Annotated in this window: 19 protein-coding genes and 1 pseudogene; 6 read left to right on the top strand and 14 right to left on the bottom strand. The window is 67.9% G+C overall.

Features of this window, described 5'->3' with window-relative positions; all coding sequences use genetic code 11:
• The first annotated feature begins 428 nt into the window (after positions 1–428).
• The 3 genes from KDW55_RS16980 to KDW55_RS16970 all read left to right on the top strand — a co-directional run bounded on the left by KDW55_RS16980 (position 429) and on the right by KDW55_RS16970 (position 4,512).
• Entirely contained in the window at positions 429–1,265 is an 837-nt protein-coding gene (locus KDW55_RS16980) for a bifunctional allantoicase/(S)-ureidoglycine aminohydrolase (protein ID WP_040138800.1), read from the top strand.
• A gap of 473 nt (positions 1,266–1,738) precedes the next feature.
• Positions 1,739–3,892 (top strand): PBP1A family penicillin-binding protein, encoded by a 2,154-nt coding sequence (locus tag KDW55_RS16975; protein WP_212197996.1) that lies wholly within the window; start codon positions 1,739–1,741, stop codon positions 3,890–3,892.
• 8 nt (positions 3,893–3,900) lie between these two features.
• Positions 3,901–4,512 (top strand): trimeric intracellular cation channel family protein, encoded by a 612-nt coding sequence (locus tag KDW55_RS16970; protein ID WP_040138798.1) that lies wholly within the window; start codon positions 3,901–3,903, stop codon positions 4,510–4,512.
• A gap of 36 nt (positions 4,513–4,548) precedes the next feature.
• On the opposite strand, the gene KDW55_RS16965 is transcribed toward KDW55_RS16970, so the two are convergent.
• The 9 genes and pseudogenes from KDW55_RS16965 to KDW55_RS16925 all read right to left on the bottom strand — a co-directional run bounded on the left by KDW55_RS16965 (position 4,549) and on the right by KDW55_RS16925 (position 13,829).
• Positions 4,549–5,385 carry a heme ABC transporter ATP-binding protein gene (locus KDW55_RS16965; protein ID WP_212161464.1) on the bottom strand — a complete coding sequence of 279 codons (837 nt, stop codon included), beginning with the start codon at positions 5,383–5,385 and terminating at the stop codon, positions 4,549–4,551.
• 17 nt (positions 5,386–5,402) lie between these two features.
• Positions 5,403–6,353, bottom strand: a pseudogene (locus KDW55_RS16960) (iron ABC transporter permease); the annotation flags it as partial.
• A 460-nt stretch (positions 6,354–6,813) separates the two neighbouring features.
• Positions 6,814–7,707, bottom strand: a complete 894-nt coding sequence (locus KDW55_RS16955; protein ID WP_349252605.1) for a helical backbone metal receptor — start codon at positions 7,705–7,707, stop codon at positions 6,814–6,816.
• A gap of 14 nt (positions 7,708–7,721) precedes the next feature.
• Complete coding sequence (locus tag KDW55_RS16950; RefSeq protein WP_040140847.1) at positions 7,722–8,813, bottom strand: hemin-degrading factor; 1,092 nt, start codon at positions 8,811–8,813, stop codon at positions 7,722–7,724.
• 70 nt (positions 8,814–8,883) lie between these two features.
• Positions 8,884–11,154 carry a TonB-dependent hemoglobin/transferrin/lactoferrin family receptor gene (locus tag KDW55_RS16945; RefSeq protein ID WP_212161462.1) on the bottom strand — a complete coding sequence of 757 codons (2,271 nt, stop codon included), beginning with the start codon at positions 11,152–11,154 and terminating at the stop codon, positions 8,884–8,886.
• Between the two features lie 238 nt (positions 11,155–11,392).
• A complete protein-coding gene (locus tag KDW55_RS16940) occupies positions 11,393–11,620 on the bottom strand; it encodes a hypothetical protein (protein WP_040138794.1) in 228 nt (75 codons plus the stop codon).
• 71 nt (positions 11,621–11,691) lie between these two features.
• Entirely contained in the window at positions 11,692–12,075 is a 384-nt protein-coding gene (locus KDW55_RS16935; protein ID WP_040138793.1) for a DUF6232 family protein, read from the bottom strand.
• 112 nt (positions 12,076–12,187) lie between these two features.
• Entirely contained in the window at positions 12,188–12,448 is a 261-nt protein-coding gene (locus KDW55_RS16930; RefSeq protein ID WP_040138792.1) for a DUF2866 domain-containing protein, read from the bottom strand.
• A gap of 220 nt (positions 12,449–12,668) precedes the next feature.
• On the bottom strand, positions 12,669–13,829 hold the full coding sequence (locus KDW55_RS16925) for a porin (RefSeq protein WP_040138791.1): 1,161 nt from the start codon (positions 13,827–13,829) through the stop codon (positions 12,669–12,671).
• Between the two features lie 308 nt (positions 13,830–14,137).
• Here KDW55_RS16925 and KDW55_RS16920 point away from each other — a divergent pair, with 308 nt between their 5' ends.
• Positions 14,138–14,944 (top strand): MetQ/NlpA family lipoprotein, encoded by an 807-nt coding sequence (locus tag KDW55_RS16920; RefSeq protein WP_040140846.1) that lies wholly within the window; start codon positions 14,138–14,140, stop codon positions 14,942–14,944.
• A 162-nt stretch (positions 14,945–15,106) separates the two neighbouring features.
• Here KDW55_RS16920 and KDW55_RS16915 read toward each other — a convergent pair whose 3' ends face one another.
• From KDW55_RS16915 to KDW55_RS16900, 4 genes are all read right to left on the bottom strand, one after another.
• On the bottom strand, positions 15,107–16,222 hold the full coding sequence (locus KDW55_RS16915; protein ID WP_212161459.1) for a succinylglutamate desuccinylase/aspartoacylase family protein: 1,116 nt from the start codon (positions 16,220–16,222) through the stop codon (positions 15,107–15,109).
• Between the two features lie 259 nt (positions 16,223–16,481).
• Complete coding sequence (locus KDW55_RS16910) at positions 16,482–17,264, bottom strand: ABC transporter substrate-binding protein (RefSeq protein ID WP_212161458.1); 783 nt, start codon at positions 17,262–17,264, stop codon at positions 16,482–16,484.
• 225 nt (positions 17,265–17,489) lie between these two features.
• Complete coding sequence (locus tag KDW55_RS16905; RefSeq protein WP_040138788.1) at positions 17,490–18,410, bottom strand: LysR substrate-binding domain-containing protein; 921 nt, start codon at positions 18,408–18,410, stop codon at positions 17,490–17,492.
• A 67-nt stretch (positions 18,411–18,477) separates the two neighbouring features.
• A complete protein-coding gene (locus tag KDW55_RS16900; RefSeq protein ID WP_212161457.1) occupies positions 18,478–19,425 on the bottom strand; it encodes a helix-turn-helix domain-containing protein in 948 nt (315 codons plus the stop codon).
• Positions 19,426–19,531: 106 nt separating this feature from the next.
• Here KDW55_RS16900 and KDW55_RS16895 point away from each other — a divergent pair, with 106 nt between their 5' ends.
• Positions 19,532–19,834, top strand: a complete 303-nt coding sequence (locus KDW55_RS16895; RefSeq protein ID WP_212161456.1) for a DUF3817 domain-containing protein — start codon at positions 19,532–19,534, stop codon at positions 19,832–19,834.
• Positions 19,831–20,232, top strand: coding sequence for a CopD family protein (locus tag KDW55_RS16890; RefSeq protein ID WP_059548521.1), 402 nt, complete (start codon positions 19,831–19,833; stop codon positions 20,230–20,232). Before KDW55_RS16895 ends, KDW55_RS16890 begins: the two co-directional genes overlap by 4 nt.
• Positions 20,233–20,241: 9 nt before the next feature.
• Here the strand turns inward: KDW55_RS16890 and KDW55_RS16885 are convergent, their stop codons facing one another.
• Entirely contained in the window at positions 20,242–20,835 is a 594-nt protein-coding gene (locus KDW55_RS16885) for a hypothetical protein (protein ID WP_059548333.1), read from the bottom strand.
• Positions 20,836–20,960: the final 125 nt, after the last annotated feature.

The raw sequence follows: 20,960 nt of genomic DNA, 5'->3' as shown, positions 1-20,960 counted from the left end.
CGCTCGCGCGGCGACCGTCATCAGGATTTCCCTGACGGGCGCGGCGTCCGTCGCACGTGTTGACCGGCCCGCCGCGGGCGGCGCCAGGTAGTGCGAAATCGAATGAGCGCCATCGCAACATTTAATTGGTCGATCCGGATCGACTTCGCTATCGTCAACGCTGCCCGCGTACGGAATCGAACCGTGCCGTCCCCGTGCCTCGCCGCACCACCGAACGTGTCCGCGGCCTGGCCGCTGGACTCACTGGCATCGGCCGCCACGTCCGCCGAATCGGTGGCCCGTCGCGAAGCTTGGCCGACCGAACGAAGGCGCCCGCGCTTTCAAGCCACCCCGGCAACGATGTCCCGCCGCCGCATGCGTGCCCCACGCGCATGCCGCGCGTGCCGTTGCGGCCCGGGGCCGGACCAACCCCATTGCCTGGATGCTTTATGTCTAAGACAACGTATTACGCGCCGCATGGCGGCCACCCGCCGCAAACCGATCTGCTGACCGATCGCGCGATGTTCACCGAGGCGTACGCGGTCATTCCGAAGGGAGTGATGCGCGACATCGTCACGAGCTGGCTGCCGTTCTGGACGAACACTCGCCTGTGGGTGATCGCGCGTCCGCTGTCGGGCTTCGCCGAGACTTTCTCGCAGTACATCGTCGAAGTGAATCCGGGCGGTGGCAGCGACAAGCCCGAGCAGGACAAGAACGCCGAAGCCGTACTGTTCGTCGTCGAAGGCGAGGCAGAGCTGACGCTGCAAGGCAACAAGCACACGCTGAAGCCGGGCGGCTACGCATTCATTCCGCCCGGCGCCGACTGGACGCTGCACAACGTCAGCGATGCCGCCGTGCGTTTCCACTGGATCCGCAAGCACTACCAGGCCGTCGACGGCATTCCGCTGCCGGACGCATTCGTGACCAACGAGCAGGACGTCGAGCCGATCCCGATGCCGGGCACCAACGGCGCATGGGTGACCACGCGCTTCGTCGACATGAGCGACATGCGTCACGACATGCACGTGAACATCGTCACGTTCGAGCCGGGCGGCGTGATTCCGTTCGCCGAGACGCACGTGATGGAGCACGGGCTGTACGTGCTCGAAGGCAAGGCCGTCTACCGTCTGAACCAGGACTGGGTCGAGGTGGAAGCGGGCGACTTCATGTGGCTGCGCGCATTCTGCCCGCAGGCATGCTATTCGGGTGGCCCCGGCCGCTTCCGTTACCTGCTGTACAAGGATGTGAACCGTCACATGAACCTGACGCTGAATCCGGCGCGCTGAGCGTCGCGAGCGTCGGGCACGAAAAACCGCCGGTCGATGCCGGCGGTTTTTTATTGGCGATGCGGTTCGATGCGGGAGACGCGTAGCGCAGGGGCCGCGCTACGCGGTCGGCAGCGCGGCCCTCGACATCGCGGCCCGCGCGTGCCTGACGACGGGCAGCACGCCGCGGCGCCCGTTCAGGATCGGGCTGCCGTCGGGAACGAGGCTCCGCCGGTCGCGGTATCGATCGAACATCAGACGCTGGTACGAGCAATCCGGCTCACGTGCCGGTCGACCCGTCGTGACGGCGTGCGGGAGTCCGCACGCGCGGCGTGAACAGGGCCGCCCGTCTTTCCTAAAGAAAATTTAGCCAGCCAAACTTTGGCTAAAGAATGTTCCGGTATTCGGGCATCCCTTCGACAATGCGCGCCTTTCCGCGATCGACGAGCGTTACTTCGTCGCTCGTCTGACGCCGCATCGAAGAAGGAGCCAGCATGACCGACCGCACCGCCAACCCGCCGCCTTCTGAACCGCCGTCGGCTCCGCCGCCCGCGTCGCCGCGCCGCCGCATGTGGCGCGTGTTCGCCGGTGCGCTGCTCGGCTTGACGATTGCATGTGCGGGCATCGGTGCATGGACGATCGACCGGATCTGGACGCAATTGCCGTCCGTCGAACACCTGGCCGTGTACCGTCCCGCGCTGCCGCTGCGGATCTTCTCGCGGGATGGCGAACTGCTGGCGGAATACGGCGTCGAGCGTCGCGAATTCGTGCCGCTCGAACGGATTCCGCCGTTGATGCGGCGCGCGCTGCTCGCGGCCGAGGACGCGAAGTTCTACCAGCATGGCGCCGTCGATATCGGCGGGCTTGCGCGCGCGACGTTCGCGAACGTCGTGACCGGGCAGCCAGGGCAGGGCGGCAGCACGATCACGATGCAGGTCGCGCGCAACTTCTACCTCACGCGCGACAAGGTGCTGAGCCGCAAGCTCGCCGAGATCCTGATGGCGATCAAGCTCGAGCGCGAATACGGCAAGGACAAGCTGCTCGAGCTGTACATGAACCAGATCTATCTCGGCGAGCGCGCATACGGGTTCGCAGCCGCCGCGAACGTGTATTTCGGCAAGCCGCTCGACGCGTTGAGCGCCGGCGAAGCGGCCGTGCTCGCCGGGCTGCCGAAGGCGCCGTCCGCATTCAACCCGGTCGTGAATCCGGCGCGCGCGACCGCGCGACGCAATTACGTGCTCGGCCGCATGCATGCGCTCGGCGAACTCGACGATGCGGCCTACCGCGCGGCGCTCGACGCGCCGATCGTCCTGGCGAGCACGCCGCCGCCCGGCATCGTCGCCGCACCGTACGCGGCGGAGCGCGCGCGCCGGATCATGGTCGAGCGCTTCCACGACGACGCGTATACGCTCGGCCTCGACGTGACCACGACGATCTCGATGCGCGACCAACGCGCGGCCGAAGCCGCGCTCGAGCGCACGCTGAGCCGCCAGTCGCGCGCGACGCGCGATACGCGCCACGGCCTCGACGGTGCGCTCGTGTCGCTCGATGCCGCGACGGGCGACATGCTTGCGCTCGTCGGCGGCGCGGACTTCCACCGCAACGTGTTCGATCACGCGTTGCAGGCGTATCGCCAGCCGGGATCGAGCTTCAAGCCGTTCGTCTATTCGGCGGCGCTGGAGAAGGGCTATTTCCCGGGGGTGCTCGTGGACGACACGCAGCGCACGCTCACACATGCGGAAACCGGCGCACGGCCGTGGCGTCCGCGCAATTACGGCAACCGTTACGAAGGCTTCATCCCGGTGCGGCGCGGGCTCGTGCGCTCGAAGAACCTCGTCGCGGTCAACCTGATGCAGGCAGCGGATGCACGGTACGTGCAGCAGCACGCGATCCGCTTCGGTTTCGATGCGCAGCGCAATCCGGCGTCACTGCCGCTCGCGCTCGGTGCGGGCGCCGTGACGCCGCTCGAACTCGCGAGCGCGTACGGCGTGTTCGCGAACGGCGGGATGCGGATGGTGCCCCGGTTGATCGTGTCGGTGAAGCAGCGTCATGGCGGCGCGCTGTACGACGCATCGGCGCCTGCGGGCGAGCGCGTCGTGTCCGCGCGCAACGCGTTCGTGATGGACAGCATGCTGCGCGATGTCGTGCGCAGCGGTACCGCGCGCGGCGCACTCGCGCTGCGTCGTGACGACGCGGCCGGCAAGACCGGCACGTCGAACGGGTCGAAGGACGTGTGGTTCGCCGGCTATTCGTCGGGGATCGTCGCGGTCGCATGGCTCGGCTACGACACGCCACGCCCGATGGGACGCGCAACCGGCGCGACGCTCGCACTGCCGGTCTGGCTCGACTACATGAAGACGGCCGTCGACGGACGTACGCCTGTCGCGGCGACGCCGCCGCAGGACGTCGCGCTCGTCGACGGCGATTTCGTCTATGCCGAATACACGCGCGGCGCGTGCACGGCGGACGTGCCGGCGTATATCCGCAGCCGCTTCGCCTGCGGCGGTGCGGCGGCCGTCGATGCGCCTGACGCCGCGGCCGACCGCGGCAAACGCAACGAGCGCAACGAGCGCGACGAGCCGATGCCAGCCGCCGTCGACGCGGCCGAGCGCGAGCGCGTGCTCGACCTGTTCCGTATCGACGACTGAGGCGCGCGATGCATACGCTTTATCTGATTGCGATCGTCGCGGAAGCGATGTCGGGTGCGCTGATGGGCATGCGGCGCGGAATGGATCGCTTCGGGCTCGCGCTCGTCGGCGCGGTGACGGCGCTCGGCGGCGGCACCGTGCGCGACGTGCTGCTCGGCCACTATCCGCTCGGCTGGATCGCGCATCCGGAGTATCTGGTAATCACGCTTGTCGCGGCGACCGTCGCATCGTGGGCCGCGCGGCACGTCGCACGGATGAAGACGCTGTTCGTCACCGTGGATGCGGTCGGCCTTGCGGCGTTCACGATCATCGGCTGCGACATCGGCGCGGCGGCGGGCACCGCGCCGATCATCGTCGTGCTGGCCGGCGCGATCACCGGCGTGTGCGGCGGGATGCTGCGCGACCTGCTGTGCAACGAGATGCCGCTGATTCTGCGCGACGAACTGTATGCGAGCGTTGCGTTCTTCACGGGCACGCTCTATGTGGGCATCCAGCATCTCGGCATCGGCTCGGGTATCGCGACGGCAGCCGCGTTGACGGCTGGCTTCTCGATGCGGATGCTGGCCGTGCGGCTCGGGTGGAAGATGCGCACGTTCGGTGTCGCGGATGTCGAACGCTGAGCGGCGTCGGCGGCCGGATACGGTAATTCACGCGCGCTACGCCGGCACCATGACCGGCGGCGCGCCATCGCCGGTTTCCACGATCTTCACCGCGAAGCCGTAGCAGTGCGCGATATGCGCGGGCGTCATCACGTCGCGCGGCGCTCCGTGCGCGACGATCGTGCCGTCGGCAAGCAGCGCGATCGTATCGGCGTGCCGCGCGGCGAGGTTCGGATCGTGAACGATCGCGAGCACGCCGAGCGTCCATTCGCGCGCGACCGAGCGCACGGTATCGAGCAAACGATGCTGATGCGCGAGGTCGAGTGCCGCAGTCGGCTCGTCGAGCAGCAGATAGCGCGGCTGTGTGTCCTTCGCGTCTTCGTCGGGCCACAGCTGCGCGAGCACTCGCGCGAACTGCACGCGGGCGAGTTCGCCGCCCGACAGCGTCGTCACGTCGCGGCCGACGAGCGTATCGGCGCCGGCGCGTTCGAGCGCCTGCCATGCGATGTCGCGGTCCCGATCGCGGCGCGCGATCGCGTGCGTCGCGCCGCTTGGCCGCGCATGCGGATAGCGGCCGAGCAGCACGATTTCGTCGACGCTGAACGGAAACGCCGGCTGTGCAGCTTGCGGGAGCACCGCGCGCAGGCACGCGAGCCGCGGCGCGTCGATGCGTGCGAGCGGTTCGCCGTTCAGCGTGATGTCGCCGCTCACGTGCACGCTATTGGCCGCGATGCGGCCGGTCAGTTCGCCCGCCAGGGCCTTCAGCAGCGTGCTCTTGCCCGCACCGTTGCGGCCGAGCAGCGCGGTCACGCGGCCGGGTTCGATCGACAGCGACAGGTCGCGCAGAACGGCGCGATGCCGGCGGGCGACGTCAAGATGATGGGCGGTCAGCATGATGAATGGAGCACGGGTCAGCCACCGAGGGCGCCGCGGCTTTTCCACAGAAGCGCGAGAAAGAAAGGTGCACCGAGCAGCGCGGTCAGCACGCCGAGCGGAATCTCGGCCGGCGCCGCGACGGTGCGCGCGGCGAGATCGGCGGTGAGCGTCAGCAGCGCGCCGAGCAGCGCGGCGCCGGGCAGCACGGTGCGCTGATCGGGGCCGCACGCGAGACGCACGCAGTGCGGCGCGACGAGCCCGATGAACCCGATGATTCCCGCGCACGACACGAGCGCGCCGACCGCAAGCGCGACCGCGACGAGCACGCGCCGCTTGAGCCGCTGCACGGGCACGCCGAGGTGCAACGCCTCCGTTTCGCCGAGTTGCAATGCATTCAGCGCATCACGGTCGCGCGCGAGCAGCACGCAGCCGATCGCGACACACGGTGCGACGGCCGCGAGCGCGGACCATTGCGCGCCGCCGAGGTTGCCGAGGCTCCAGAAGGTCAGCGAACGCAATTGCGCGTCGTCGGCGACGAACGTGAGCAAGCCGATCGCCGCGCCGACGAGCGCGTTGATCGCGATGCCGGCGAGAAGCAGCAGCGGAAGCGCGAGCCGGCCGCGCGACGCCGCGAGCCGGTAGACGAGCGCCGCCACCGCAAGCGCGCCCGCGAACGCGGCAACAGGCAGGACGGTCGCGCTTGCGTGCGCGGCGAACAGTGCTGGGCCGAGCACGATCGTCGCGGTTGCGCCGAGCGCCGCGCCGCTCGACACGCCGACGAGCCCGGGATCGGCGAGCGGATTGCGAAACAGCGCCTGCATCGCGGCGCCGGCCGCGCCGAAGCCGCCGCCGACGAGCAACGCGAGCGCGACACGCGGTGCGCGGATGTCGAGCAGCACCGTGCGCGCTTGTTGTGCCGACGGATCGCCGGCAAGCGCGGCCCACGCTTGCGCGAACGGAATGCGGTACGCGCCCACGCACAGCGCGACGGCGGACATGACACACACGAGGAGGGCGAGTGCCGCGAGCGCGAACGGCGCAACGCGGCGCGAAGTGGCGACACGGGCGGCGCCAGCGGCGGCAGCGGTGGCAGCACCAGCAGTGGTGGCAGCACCGGCAGCGGTGGCAGCACCGGCCGCGGCGCCAGCACTAGCACCGGCACCAGCACCGGCACCAGCACCAGCACCAGCACCAGCACCAGCAGCGGCGGCAGCACCGGCGGTGGTGGTTGCACCGGCGGTGGTGGTTGCACCGGCATCGGCGGCAGCACTGGCAGCAATGGCAGCACTGGCACGAGCACCGGCACCACCACCAGCACCACCACCAGCACCAGCACCAGCACCACCAGCACCACCAGCACCAAGACCGGCATTGGCACAAGCACGGGAGGCTGGCGACGGCGCGTTGAAAGTCGAAGCATCGGCACCCATCGACGCGACTCCGGAATCAGGCGAGCGCATCCGACAGCCGTCGGTGCAGGGTCGTGACCGCGAGCGGCAGGCGCGGGCCGAACCCGAGCAGAAGCAGCGCATCCAGCGACACGACGCGTTGCGCGCGGCCGGCCGGCGTCGCGCCGAACCCCGGCGAGGCGAGCAGCGCGGCGCGCCCGCCGACGGCTGCGAGCCCTTCGTCGGAGATCAGTACGACATCGGGCGCCGCGGCGGCGAGCGCTTCGGTCGTCAGCGGCTTGTAGTGATCGAAGCCTTGCATCGCGTTGCGCGCACCGGCGTAGCGAATCATTGCGTCGGCGGCCGTGCGCTGGCCGGCGGCGAGCGCCTGATTGCCGGTGTGATTCAGCATGAACAGCACGCGCTGCTGCTGCGCGGCACTGCCCGGCGGTCGTGCGGCGACCGCTTCGCGCGCAGCTTGCCAGTCTCGATCGAAGCGTTCCAGTAGCGCGGCGCCCGCATCACGGGCGTCGAGCGCCCGCGCGACGCCCGTGATCTTCGCGCGCACCGATTCGACGTCGTGGCGTTCGTCGAACATGGTCACCGCGACGCCCGCGCTTCTTACCTGCGCGATCGCGGCGGGCGGCCCGGCTTCCGCCGACGCGAGCACCAGATCGGGACGCAGCGACAACAGTCCCTCGGCCGATAGTGCGCGCTGGTAGCCGACCTTCGGCAGACGCTTCGCGGCATCCGGGTACGTGCAAGTCGTGTCGGTGCCGACGAGCCGGAAGCCGCGCGTGTCGCCGCCACCGAGCGCGAACGCGGTTTCCGCAAGCGCACCGCCGATCACGACCACGCGCTTCGGCGCGGCTTGCGCTAGCGCTCGGCCGGCCAGCGCACCCGTGAGCGCACCGGCGACCGCGCTCGCGAGCACGATGCGGCGTCGCGGCACGAACGATCGCGCGCTCACCGTGCACCTCCGCGCACCGCGGACGGCAACGTCGCGACGAGCCCGCGCCAGTCGTCGCGTTCGGCGTGACCCGGCTCGCGTTCGCCGAACAGCAGCGCAACGTGGTCGCCTTGGCGATCGAACAGTTCGAGCGACGTGACAATACCGTCGCTCGTCGGCTTCTTTACGACCCATGCGGCGGCGATCAGGTCTTCGCGCACGTGCAGGTTGAAGCCGGGGTCGAGCACGTTGATCCACGCGCCGACCTCGCGCACGTTCGCGACGGCGCCCGTGTGGATCTGAATCATCCCCGCATTGCCGACGAACACCATGATCGGCTGGCCGCTGCGCGCGGCCTGTTCGAGCACGTGCCGCAGCGCACGCGCGGCTTCGACCGGATATGCATACCGCGGATCGGCGAGACGCAGCGCCTGCATGCGGCTCACGCCGAAGCGCCGCGTGATGCCGAAGAACTGGTGCGTGTCGGTCATTGCGTCCCACGCGGCGCGAAAGCCCGCGACGTCGATCTCGGTGTCTGCCCGCTCGGGCGTTTTCCGCGCGGCGGGCGCGACGTCGAGCCCCGGCTCTTGCGATGCCGCGCGCCAGCGCTCGACGAACGCATCGTACGCGGCGTGATCGCTGTGCGCGCGCAGGTAGACCTTGTGGATCGCATGACCATGTGCGTCGAAGAACTGCAGACTCTTCAGTGCACCGTGCGCGGTTTCGTCGCGCACCGCGAACGCGGACGCCCAGTGACGATAGAAAATGCGCAGATCGATGTCGCCGAGCGCGAGGCCGACGGGGCCGTCATGGCTCATCTGCGCATATGCGCCGTCCTTTTCGTGGACGGCCGCGTCGTTGCGCGTGAGCGCCATCACGCGGCCGAGGCGCGGCATTTCCTCGAACATCGCCGGAAATCGTGCGTCGAGCCGCACCACGTGTTCGCCGACGAACGCGGCGAGCGCTTCGCCTTCGCTTACGCCGAGCGCGTGCGCGACGTCGCGGTTGCGCAGCTGGCGTTCGGCTTTCAGCCTGACGAACGCGTCGCGCAGCGCGGCGGCCGCGCGGGCCGGCGCGGCCGGCTGACCGGGAAGGGCGGAATGCATCATGTCGGACTCCTTCAGGTAACGGTTGGGGCAGGAACGCGTGACGGCGCGCATCGGAACATCGGAACGAGCATCAGAAATCCACCTTCATGCTGACGGCCACGGTGCGGCCGGGCGACGTGTACGCGTCGAGCACTTGCGAATCGGCCGCGATTCCGCGTACGTCGGACCAGTTCCAGTACTTGCGGTCGAACAGGTTGCGAATGCCGATCGTCGCGCTCACGTGCTTGTTGAAGCGGTAGCCGGCGCGCAGGTCGACGACGAACGACGACGGCGGTGCGAAGCACGTCTTGTTCGAGCAGTCGGACTTGTCGATGTCGTTGTCGCGTTTCGCGGCCTGGAACAGCAGGTCGCTCTGCACGATCCAGCGCTCGGTCGGCTCATAGCGCACGCCGAACACGGCGGAGAACGGGTTGACGGTGTTGAGCGGCTGGCTCGCCGCGCCATTGTTCTGCGTCGAGCCCTTCGTGAACGCCATCGCCGTCTTCAGCGTGACGCCGTTCGGCATCACCCATTCGGCGCGGCCCTCGAGGCCGTGGATCCGCGCGTCGGCGAAGTTCACGTACTGGAATACGAACGGGTCGGCCGGTCGGCCGCTGCCCGCGATCGTCGTGCGCGAGATGAAGTTGCGGTAGCGGCCGGTGAACGCGGCCGCGCTGTAGCGCACGACGCCGTAACTGGTGCCGGCGTTGCCGCGCAGGCCCGCTTCGAACGTGTCGCTCGTCTCCGGCTTCAGACTCGGGTTGCCGATCGACGTGTAGCCGTGCACCGGATTGGAGAAGCTGCTGTTCACCTGATCGGGCGTCGGCGCGCGGAAGCCGTGCGCATACTGCACGTACGGAATCAGCGCGGGCGTGATTTCGTACAGCACCGCGACGCGCGGCGACACTTCGTTCGCGCTGGTCGACACGGCCTTGCCGGTGAACAGCGGATCGTTTCCGGTCGGGCTCAGCCGGTACGTGTCGAAGCGCAGGCCCGGCGTGACGAGCAGGCGGCCGTAGCCGATCCGGTCCTGCACGAATGCGCCGAACAGCGTGTAATCGGTATCGGGAAACGCCTTGTTCGGGAACGCTTCGCCAACGCCCGGCACCGTGCCGTCGCGCAGGTTCGTCACGCGCGACAAGCTGCCGTCGACACCGTACAGCAGCTTGTGCGCGAACGGGCCGGTCGAGAAGCCGCTTTCGGCGAATGCGGAGCCGCCGAACGTGCGCTCCTTGTACTGGTTGTCGCGCGAACGCGATTTCAGCGGCGCGCCGCGCGTCTCGAACGCGTATTGATCCTGCTTCGCGTCCTGGTAGTAGAACTGCACGTGCGCGTTCTGGAACCAGCGGAGTGCATCGTCGCGGAGGTCGTAATCGACGCTGAAGCGGTTGCGTTCGATCCGATCGCGAGTCGTGAGGCCGAGCGTGTTCGGCGGATTGAGCGCCGACAGCACGTCGGTGCTCACGCGCCGCTGCACGGTTTCGGCGGTGAACCTGATCGTGTCGCGCGCGGTGGGCGTCAGCACCAGCTTGCCGAGCAGTGATTCCGAATAGACGTCCTGAGGATTCGATGTCGTGCGCAGCGTGTCCGCCGAGTTGTTGCTGCCGCGCGTGTCGATTTCGTGGCCGCGCCGCCCGTCGGCGATGATCATTCCCTGCACGCGATCGTTGCCGGCGGCGGCCGTCACGGTCGCGCCGACGCTGCGGTCGGCCGAGTCGTAGCTCGGCCGGAACGCGAAGTAGCGGGGCTTGCCGTAGACCGACAGCAGGTCGCGCGGATCCTTCGTGATGAAGTTCACCGCACCGGTCAGCCCGTCGCTGCCGTACAGCGCCGACGCCGGCCCGCGCAGGATCTCGATGCGCTTGAGCGTGTCCAGATCGGCGTAGTCGCCACGCCCGGCTTCGAGCGGGCCGAACGAAAATGCGCTCGGCAGGCGAATGCCGTCTTCCATCAGCAGCACGCGATTGCCCTCGAGGCCGCGGATGTTGATGCTCGAATCGCCGTCCCGGCCGCCGCCGAGCGCGGCGCTGCCGGGGCGGTACGCGGTGCGGCGCACCGTGACGCCGGGCTCGTAGCGCAGCGCGTCCTTGATGTTGGCGGCCTGCTGTTCGTCCAGATCGTCGTCGGTGATGACCGACACGGACGCGGCCGTGCGGCTCGTCGCGGTGGCGGTGCGGGTTGCCGTGACGGTGACGGGGTCGAGCAGCGCCGCGCCGCCGCGCGGGGACGCGGCAACGGCGGCGGTGGAGGGCTGGTTGGCGTGTTGAGCCGACGAATCGGCGCAAGCCGGGGCGGCGGACAGGCCGAACGCGCCGAACAGCGCGGCGCAGATCGGCCGCCGCGCCAGCGGATAGCAATGCACAGGTGGTCTCCCATTAATGATGACTAGCCCGAAGGCTGGCTGGGTGACGCGTTCACCTGGCTGGCCCGTTCGCGCGCGACACGCGACGAACGGCGAATTGAAAGGCAACTGATAACTGCAGCAGTCTAAATGAGAATGATTATCAGTACAAGAACGAAAGGCGGCGAGTGCACGGACGCGCGCGACCGGCGCGGCTCGGGCGATTCGCGCAGGAAGCCGACCAAGGAGAATGGGGCCGTCAGGCGAGGGATTCGATGCGAATCAGCAGATTGCGTGCGTGGGCGATGAATGCGTCGTGCGTCGCGCGATCGCCGTGGCCTTCGAAGCCGGCCTGCTCGGCGAATGCGAGCTGTTCGGCGTAGAGGTCGACGAGCGCGCGGCGCCCGTCGGGCGGCAGCGTGCGGATCATCGAGACGAGCAGCAGTTCCTGCGCGCGCAGCATGCCGGACAGCGATTGGGCGTTCATGCCGACCTCCTCGAACGATGCGGCGGCGGGCCGCTCATTTCATGGTAGGCGGTCGGCGCGCCGAGCGGAAATCAGCCGGCGGACGTGGTGGAACGGGCGTCGCGCACGACCTGCGCGACACGTTCGACGAACGCGGCGTCGACGCTCGACAGCGCTTCGCGCTTGCCGTCCGGCATTTCGACCATCAGCCGGTACGTGACGTCCTGCGTGGTCCAGGCAAGGTAGCCGACGACGGCGAGCATCACGCCGACGACGAGCGCGGCGCTCGATGCGCCGATGCCGCCGGCGATGGCGGTGGCCACGCCGATCAGCGAGATCAGCGACGGCACGAGACGATTCTTCGGGATCTTGACGACGTCGACGTCGCGGATGTCACGCAGTGGGAAGACTTGCCCGGCGGCCGACAGGCCGTTGCGCGTGACCATCACGCCGCGTTCGTTGAATGCGTTTTCCATCGTGTGGTGCGTGGACGAAAACGCGCAGCGTAGCAGACTTCGTTGCCGCGTCAAACGAGACCGAGTGCCGCACGATGCGTGCGGGCCGCGCACGGCGGCGGAAAGCGGGGCGTCAGAACTGCAGCCGGCCGTCGCCGTACAGGCGGCCCGGCACGTGCGATGCGACGACCTCGGCGATTTCTTCGTCGGTCGATTCTGCCGGCACGATCTGGCGCCGCGCGGGCGCGTCGAGATGCATCGTCCATTCGACGAGCCGGTACGGGCGGCCCCACGGGCGCTGCATTTCCACCGACACGCGGCAGCTCTGGACGGGAAGCGAATGCTGGCGCGTCAGAATCGCGTGCAGATGGCTGAAAACGGAATCTTCGATCATCGTGGCCTCCGATCCTGGCTTGTAGGCAATCTGATGGCGGTGCCGTAGAGGGTCTCAAAAAAAAAGCCGCCGGTGCTCAGGCGGCCAACAGGGGGGGTGAGAGCATCCTCTCAGCCCAGAATTAAGCGAAACTTAAAAGCCCATAAAAAAGCGCCCCGCCGGAGCGGGGCGCCTGTTACCGTCGTGATCCGCGTGAGGAGCGGCCAGTCAGGCGAATGCTTTAGAACTTGTGACGGATACCGACACGAGCGGCCAGCTGGTTCGACGAACCGTTGCCCGACGTGTTGAAGTAGCTCGTGCTCGAGCCGATCTGCGCCTGCACGTTGTTGCCCGATGCCTTCTGGTACACGACCAGGCCGTACACGTCGGTACGCTTGCTGAGCGCGTAGTCCAGGCCCAGGTTGCCCTGGTTCCAGTGCGCCGAGCTGCCGCTTTGCGTTGCGTTCGTGTACGTGTAGCCCGCTGCTGCCGACAGCGCCGGCGTGATCGCATACTTCACGCCTGCTTCGTATGCGTTGTAGAACGTGCCCGATGCGCCCGAGGCGATCGGCGTGAACTGCGTGCGCGTCCACAGCAGCCATGCCGTTGCCGGGCCGAAGATGTAGCGGCCGCCGACGCCGTACGTGCGCAGGTCGCGGATGTTCGTCAGCGCGATGTTCGCGATCGACGTCGAGAATGCCGGCGTCGACTGGCTCGGGAAGCGGATGTCCGTGTAGGCGGCGCCGAGCGCGAACGGGCCGTTCGCGTAGTTCAGGCCGAAGCTGTATGCGCGCGACGAACCGGCCGTCGTCGTGGTGCCCGTCGTCGTCGCCGGTGCGCCGGCGAAGTCGGTCGAGTTCGAGAAGCCGTACAACGCGCCGAACGTGAAGCCGGCGTAGTTCGCGCTCTGGAACTTCACCGAGTTGTTGATGCGGCTCGACGTCAGCTGGTCGATGTCGTTCACGTGGTAAGCGTAGTTGCCCGCGACCGTGTTGCCGCCCGTCGAGTAGTTCGAACCGAGGATGTCGGTCGAGAACGAGTACTGGCGGCCGAACGTGACCGTGCCGTATTGCGCCTGGCTCAGGCCGACGTAAGCCTGACGGCCGAAGATCGCGCCGCCCTGGCCGATCGTGCCGTTGCCGCTGTTGAAGCCGTTTTCGAGCACGAAGATCGCCTTCAGGCCGCCACCGAGGTCCTCGGTGCCGCGCAGGCCCCAACGGCTGCCCTGGGCCACGCCGTCGTCGTACTTGAACAGCTTGCCGCTGCCGCCGTTGGCGGTCTTGCTGTGGTTCACGTAGCTGATACCGGCGTCGATCACGCCGTACAGGGTGACGCTGCTTTGTGCGTGTGCCGCGCCGGCCGTTGCTGCGAGGATGGCGATGGTCAACAGTTTCTTGTTCAAAGGATTCTCCGAGCGAATGAATGGCGTGTCCAGTTGCGGTTCCGGCGCTCTCTATGGGCGCTTTCACGGACCGGTCGCAACTTTATCGGCGGGCCACGTAATGAATATGACAGCGACTGTCATATGACGAATGTGTGGTGCCGATGCGACACTGGATTTTGCCCCGGTTGTACAGCGGGGAGTTATACCGATTCCGCCTGAGATTCGATCGGGGTCCGGAATATGCACATGAAATAAGCTTGGTTGGTGCCGCTGCGGCGCCGTGCCACGATGCGCGCTTCAACAACGACACGGGACAAGAGGACACCATGCGACGTTCGATCCTGACCGGCCTCGGCGCGCTTGCCGCCGCGCTGGCCTTTGCCGCGCCCGGCGCGCACGCCGATTCGCAGACGCTGAAGATCGGCACGATGAGCGGCCCCGACGCGCAGATCTGGACCGAGGTGACGAAAGTCGCCGCACGCGAAGGCCTCGCGATCAAGGTCATCGAATTCAACGACTACGTGCAGCCGAATGCGGCGCTGGACGCGGGCGACCTCGACGCGAACGGTTTCCAGCACCAGCCGTTTCTCGACAGCCAGATCAAGCAGCGCGGCTACAAGATCGTCAATGTCGGGCTGACGTATACGGCGCCGATGGGCTTCTATTCGAAGAAGCTGAAGTCGCTGAAGGATTTGCCGGCGGGCGCGAAGGTCGGGATCCAGAACGATCCGTCGAACGGCAACCGTGCGCTGCTGCTGTTGCAGAAATACGGGGTGATCAAGCTGAAGCCGGGTGTCGGCACGAACGGCGTGAACGCGACGCCGCTCGACGTCGCCGAGAATCCGAAGAAAATCCGGATCGTCGAGCTCGACGCCGCGCAATTGCCGCGCGCGCTGCCGGATCTCGATGCCGCGTCGATCAACACCGACTACGCGGTGAAGGCCGGGCTCACGCCGGTGAAGGATGCGATCGCGATCGAGGACCTGCGCGGGCCGTACGCGAACCTGATCGCCGTGCGCGCGCAGGACAAGGACAAGCCCTGGGTGAAGAAGCTCGTCGCGGCCTATGAATCGGACGACGTGCGCAAGTTCATCGACCAGAAATTCGGCGGCGCGATCGTGCCGGCGTTCTGAACGCCGGCAGCCCCCACGCGAGCCGCGCCCGCGGCCGCCATGCCGCCAGGCATCGCGCATCGCGCGAAACCGAAATGCAAATCGCCCGCGCAAGCGGGCGATTTCATTGGTGCGCGCGGCGATGCCGCGCACGGCCGGCGGCCGAAGGAGCCCGGCGCTTGCTCAGGCCGACAGCAGCGACCCGGTGCGGATCGGCGTCGCACCGGCGATGCGCGCGACTTCCATCCCGGCCGTCGCGAAGCGCACGACCTGGCGCGCGTACAGCACGCCGGATACGCTGCTCTTCAGCGAGATTACGCGATCGCTGAGCGGATCGACGATGTCGGCCACTTCCTGGCCGGCCTCGATCCACGCGCCGACCGGCGTGCGGAACACGATCACGCCGGAGACCGGCGCAACGAGAGGATCGGTGCCCGCGAGCGGCGTGGCCGGATGCGCGAGCGGCGGCAGCGGGGCGGGCGTGCCGTCGATCACGCCGCGCTCGGTCAGGTATTCGACGATCGCCTGCGAATCCTTTTCCGCGAACTCGTACGACACGTCGCGCTCGCTGCGCAGTTCGACCGTGACCGAAATCGCGCCGTTCGGGATCGGGAAACGGTCGCCGAAGCGGTTGCGCAGATCCGACCAGCAGAAGCTGTGGATCTCGTCGAACGGATTGCCGACCGAGTTCAGCGCGAGCAGCGACGCCTGCGCATCGAGGTAGCGGGCCAGCGGCTCGACGTCTTCCCACAGGTCGGGATTCGTGTACAGATGCATCACCGCGTCGTTGTCGCAATGCAGGTCGAGCACGATGTCGGCGTCGAACGACAGCTTTTGCAGCGCGAGGCGCTGCGATTCGAGCTCGGTGCGCGGCTTTTGTTCGTCGAGCGCCTCGCCCATCGCGGCGCGTACCGCGGCGACGTTGCGCTGCGCGTCGTTCGTCAGCCGGCTTTCGATGCGCGGCAGCACGAGCGCCGCGAGATCGTGGAAATTGCGGTTGAAGTTCTGCATCGAGCCGAGCTCGAAGCGGCCAAGGTGATCGCCGAACACATGCTGCGACAGACCGATCGGATTCGGCACCGGCACGATCACCACTTCGCCGCGCAGCTTGCCGGCCGTCTCGAGCGCGGCGATCTTGCGACGCAACAGCGCGGCGACCAGCATGCCGGGCAGCTCGTCCGCGTGCAGCGACGACTGGATGTAGACCTTCTTGCCGCCGCGCGGGCCGTAGTGAAAGCTGGTGATCTGGCGTTGGGTGCCGATGGCGGGCGAAATCAGCGGATGGGTCTGCGTTTGCATGATGAGGGGAGGGCGGCGCAGCCGCGAGTGATCCGGTATGCGTGGAAGATCGATTGTACGTTGCCTTGCGCGAACCTATCAAACCGGTTCCCGGGCGCGTCATTTTCCTTTTCGAATCATCGGGTTGACGCGTAAAAAATAACGCGGGCGCGGCCGTTCCCCGACGCGCATCGGCGCGCTTCGCGGCGCGCGGGCGCAAAAAAAACGGGCTCCTTGCGGAGCCCGTGTGCGCGGATGAGAAGCGCGCTTTTACGCGGTATTACTTGCCGTACACGTCGAAATCGAAGTACTTCTTCGCAATCTTCTGGTACGTGCCGTCCTTGCGCATCGCGGCGATCGCGCCGTCGATCTTCGTCTTCAGGTCGGTGTCTTCCTTGCGCAGGCCGATGCCGGCGCCGTTGCCGAGCGTCTTCGGATCGTCGATGTCCTTGCCGGCGAAATCGAAGTTCGCGCCGCGCGGCGTCTTCAGGAAGCCGATTTCAGCCTGCACCGCGTCCTGCAGCGCGCCGTCCAGACGGCCCGAGATCAGGTCGGCGTAGACCTGGTCCTGGTTCTGGTACGGCACGACCGTGACACCCTTCGGCGCCCAGTACGTCTTCGCGTAGGTTTCCTGGATCGTGCCTTGCTCGACGCCGATCGACTTGCCCTTCAGCGATTCGGCCGTCGGCATCAGGCCCGCGCCCTTCTTCGTGACGAGGCGCGTCGGCGTGTTGAACAGCTTCGACGAGAACGCGATCTGTTCCTGGCGCGCCGGGGTCATCGACATCGACGACAGCACGCCGTCGAACTTGCGCGCCTTCAGCGCCGGGATCATCCCGTCGAAGTCGTTCTCGATCCACACGCACTTCGCGTTGATGCGGCGGCAGATTTCGTTGCCGAGATCGACGTCGAAACCGACCACTTTGCCGTCAGCGCCTTTCGACTCGAAAGGCGGGTAGCTTGCGTCGACGCCGAAGCGCACGGTCGACCAGTCCTTCGCGTAGGCAGTGCCGGCCGATACGGCGAGCAGGGCTACGGTCACAGCCGCAAGAATCTTTTTCACTCGGTGACTCCTCGTTTTGTTCGATGGGTGCGCGGTTGTGCCGCGCCGTAAGCCTTCGGCCCGGCGCGGTTTCGTGCCGGACTGTCCGTTTCGCCTGCCCGATGCGGGCGCGCGACGTGCGCAAGATTATCAAGACAAAATACCGGCAGGGCGCCTAGTACATGCCCCGATACCGGACCGACGGCCGCGCATGCGCCGCGCGACCGTTTCAGACCAAGGAACGATTCAACCGAGCGTTTCGTTGACCGCGCGCTGCAGGCACGTGACGAATTGCGATACGGCGGGCGTCGGCAGCAGGTCGCGGCGCGCGATGATCGACAGGTCGAAGCGCGGCATGCTTTCGTCGAGCGCGGCCGTGCGGATGCCGAGCGGCGCCACCATTGCGGCCAGCGGGCGCGTGAAGCAGCCGATCACGTCGGAGCGCGCGACGAGCCCGAGCGTCACCGCGAACGACATCGGCGAGCGCAACAGTCGCTTCGGCAGCGGCAGCCCGCGCGCCTCGAACATCGCGATCATCACGCTGTGCGGAAACTGTTCGGCGCCGACGGTCACGATCCACTCGGCTTCGAGCAAATCCTCTAACCGGCGCGCGTGCGCGAGCGGGTGGCCGTCGCGCATCACGACCGTGAATTCGGTCGACAGCAGCGGCACTTGCGTGAAATCGCGGTCGAGCGCGGGCACATGGTGCATCGCAGCGATGTCGAGCGTGCCGTTGCGCAGCTGCGCGAGCGCGTCGGGCACCGTCACTTCCTCGAGATGCAGGCTCACGTTCGGCATCGACCGGCGAAACGCCGTGACCGCATGCGGCAGCGCGGTCAGCGCGATCGACGGCATCGTGCCGACCGCGACGCGCCCCGACATTTCGCCTTTCACCTGTTCGACGGCCTCGACGGTGCGGCGCACGTCGCCGAGCAGCTGTTCCGCGCGCGGCAGCAGCGCGTGCCCGCACGCGGTCAACTCGACGCCGCGCACGCTGCGCACGAGCAGCTCGGCGTTCAGCGCCGTTTCGAGTTCGCGGATCGTATGCGTGATCGCGGGCTGCGTGACGCCGAGCTCGCGCGCGGCGGCGCGCAGGCTCTTGTGATGCGCGGCGGAGACGAACGCGTGGAGCTGCGCGATGTTCAGGTGATTGCGGATGCGGGTCATCGATCGGGTCCGGTTGGCGCGAAAGGGGGCTGTTGCTGCGTGCTTCAGGTGTCGATCCGGATGAAGGTCACGCATCGGCGCGTGCGCGGAACGCCTGCCGATAGCGCTGCGGCGACGTGCCGACAATACGCGCGAAGCGTTCGCGAAATGCGCCTACCGAACCGAAACCGGCTTCCGTCGCCACGTGTTCGATCGACAATTCGGTCACCTCCAGCAACTGTTGCGCATGACGCACGCGCGCGGTCTGCAGCCATTGTCCCGGCGACGTGCCCGTCTGCTCGTGGAAGCGCCGCGTCAGCGTGCGCACGCTCGTCGACGCCTTGCGCGCGATCGCGTCGAGCGTCAGCGGCTTGCGCAGGTTCGCCTGAAGCCAGTCCATCAGGTCGTGCAGTCCGTCGCCGCCGGCCGGCCATTCGGGTGCGATGAACTGCGCCTGCCCGCCTTCGCGCACGCGCGGCGCCACCGCGCTGCGGGCGGCGTCGACCGCGACCGCAGCGCCATAGTCTGCCTGGATCATGTGCAGGCACAGATCGAGGCCGGCCGCCGCGCCGGCCGACGTCAGAATCCGGCCGTTGTCGACGAACAGCACGTTCGGATCGACGTCGACGTCCGGATAGCGGCGCGCGAGTTCGGCGGCCGCGAGCCAGTGCGTCGTCGCGCGCAGGCCGTCGAGCAGCCCGGCTTCCGCGAGCACGAACGCGCCGCTGCAGATCGACGCGATCCGGCAGCCGCACGCGGCCGCCGCGCGCAGCGCGTCGAGCACGCGGCGCGACGTCGGCGCGAGCGGCACCGACGTGCCGGGGACCATGATCGTGTCGGCGTCGGCTAGCGCATCGAGGCGAAACGGCGGGCGCAGCTCGAACAGGTCGCCGCCGACGCGCGGCCGATCGCTGCATACACGGACGCGGTACGCCTGCGCGACGTGGGGCGCACGCACGCGCGCGAATGTGTCGCACGCCACGCCCAGATCGAACGGGACGACATCGGGCAAAGCGAGAACGGCGACCGTATGCATGGCGTCCGCGGCCGTGGCCAGAATCCGTTGAAAGATGTCATTCTAGCCAATGGCTCGAACCCGCACCGCGCGCGACAATCGCCGCGGACCATCCGGAGGCCTGCCGATGAAACAAGACGATCGCAACGCGTTGCGGAACCTGCAATACCTGTCGCTGGTGGAGGCGACCACCCTCATCGTGCTGATGTGCGTGCCGCTCAAGCACCTCGCGGGTTATCCGGTCGCGGTGTCGATCGTGGGCCCGGTGCACGGCATCGCGTTCGTGCTGTACGTGTGGGCGGTGGTCGGCACCGCGTCGAGCGGGCTGTGGAACAGGGGCGAAGTCGCGCGGCTCGTGCTGTCGGCCGTCGTGCCGTTCGTGGGGCTGGCGAGCGCCGCGTGGATCGCGCGCAGGCGGCACGCGCGATGATCTACCTGATACTGAAGGCCGTGCATCTGGTCGCCGTCGTCACGTTCGTCGGCGGGCTGTTGTTGTCGTCGGTCGCGGTCCGCATCGCGAACCTGGCCGTGCATCGCGCGGTGCGGCGCTGGGATCGCACGGTGACGGCGCCCGCGCTCGCGATCGTCTGGGGCGCGGGTGTCGCGCTCGCGCTGAGCGGTCACTGGTTCGGCAGCGCGTGGCTGTCGGTGAAGCTCGCGATCGTCGTCGCGCTGTCGGCGCTGCACGGGATCCTGAGCGGCACGCTGCGGCGCATGGAGCGCGACGATCTCGTCGTCGTGCCTGTGCCGTGGCTCGGGCAGGCGGCCGGTGCGGTGATCGTTGCAATGGCGTTCGTCGTCGGACTCGCCGTGATCAAACCGTTCTGACGCGGCGAATCAGGCCAGCGCGATCTCGACGGCCGCTAACGTACGACGCCGGATCCAGCCGCTGCCCAGCCGGATAGCGAGCCAGTACGGCGCGAACAGCCAGCGCGTGCGTGCGCTCGGGCAGTGAACGAAGGTTTCGGTGCGCAGGATGTGCGCGCCGGCGGCGAGTCCGATCACCTCGAACCGGAGCACCAGCTTTGCGTCGCGCGGGTCGTTGTGCCGGACGAACGCGTCGGCGTCGGCGATGGAACGCATGTCGGGCGTCGGGCGCCAGAAGCGCCCGATGAGACCGAGCGACAGCGACGTGTCGTCGCGATGAAGCGGTGTGAAGGCGTCCAGGCCGAAGCGCGCGCGTTCCGGGGCAGCCGGCGCGTTGCGCAGCGTGCCGGCGATCGCGGCCGGGAGTTCGCGCACCGTCAGCAGCGCGTCGATGACGGGATCGGCGCGCATGTCGAGCGATGCGACGACATCGATGATGCGCGCGGGCGGCGCGCCGATCGGCTGCGATTCGTGCACTTCGTGGAAGCCGAACGATGGAATGAATGGCGGCTTGCGCGCCGAGGTCCGGGTGCTCGATTCGGAGACGATGCCGAGTGAATTCATCGCGACTCCTGAAGGCAAAACGCGATCGTAGCATCGGGCGCGAATGAGCGTCGCGCCGTTTTCGCGCAGCGCGACACGCTGCCGCGCATCCGCAAAAAAGGCCTGGAAACGAACGCTTCCAGGCC

Origin of the sequence: Burkholderia sp. AU19243, assembly GCF_018148075.1 — a bacterium.
GTDB lineage: Bacteria > Pseudomonadota > Gammaproteobacteria > Burkholderiales > Burkholderiaceae > Burkholderia > Burkholderia latens_A.
Note: the sequence above shows the minus strand (reverse complement) of the source record. Positions and strands in the feature narration are given on the sequence as shown.

Excerpts from the sequence above, each read along its gene's own strand:
- KDW55_RS16980 (WP_040138800.1), top strand. The coding sequence starts at position 429 with ATGTCTAAGACAACGTATTACGCGCCGCATGGCGGCCACCCGCCGCAA.
- KDW55_RS16975 (WP_212197996.1), top strand. The coding sequence starts at position 1,739 with ATGACCGACCGCACCGCCAACCCGCCGCCTTCTGAACCGCCGTCGGCT.
- KDW55_RS16970 (WP_040138798.1), top strand. The coding sequence starts at position 3,901 with ATGCATACGCTTTATCTGATTGCGATCGTCGCGGAAGCGATGTCGGGT.
- KDW55_RS16965 (WP_212161464.1), bottom strand. The coding sequence starts at position 5,385 with ATGCTGACCGCCCATCATCTTGACGTCGCCCGCCGGCATCGCGCCGTT.
- KDW55_RS16950 (WP_040140847.1), bottom strand. The coding sequence starts at position 8,813 with ATGATGCATTCCGCCCTTCCCGGTCAGCCGGCCGCGCCGGCCCGCGCG.
- KDW55_RS16940 (WP_040138794.1), bottom strand. The coding sequence starts at position 11,620 with ATGAACGCCCAATCGCTGTCCGGCATGCTGCGCGCGCAGGAACTGCTG.
- KDW55_RS16935 (WP_040138793.1), bottom strand. The coding sequence starts at position 12,075 with ATGGAAAACGCATTCAACGAACGCGGCGTGATGGTCACGCGCAACGGC.
- KDW55_RS16930 (WP_040138792.1), bottom strand. The coding sequence starts at position 12,448 with ATGATCGAAGATTCCGTTTTCAGCCATCTGCACGCGATTCTGACGCGC.
- KDW55_RS16920 (WP_040140846.1), top strand. The coding sequence starts at position 14,138 with ATGCGACGTTCGATCCTGACCGGCCTCGGCGCGCTTGCCGCCGCGCTG.
- KDW55_RS16915 (WP_212161459.1), bottom strand. The coding sequence starts at position 16,222 with ATGCAAACGCAGACCCATCCGCTGATTTCGCCCGCCATCGGCACCCAA.
- KDW55_RS16905 (WP_040138788.1), bottom strand. The coding sequence starts at position 18,410 with ATGACCCGCATCCGCAATCACCTGAACATCGCGCAGCTCCACGCGTTC.
- KDW55_RS16900 (WP_212161457.1), bottom strand. The coding sequence starts at position 19,425 with ATGCATACGGTCGCCGTTCTCGCTTTGCCCGATGTCGTCCCGTTCGAT.
- KDW55_RS16895 (WP_212161456.1), top strand. The coding sequence starts at position 19,532 with ATGAAACAAGACGATCGCAACGCGTTGCGGAACCTGCAATACCTGTCG.
- KDW55_RS16890 (WP_059548521.1), top strand. The coding sequence starts at position 19,831 with ATGATCTACCTGATACTGAAGGCCGTGCATCTGGTCGCCGTCGTCACG.
- KDW55_RS16885 (WP_059548333.1), bottom strand. The coding sequence starts at position 20,835 with ATGAATTCACTCGGCATCGTCTCCGAATCGAGCACCCGGACCTCGGCG.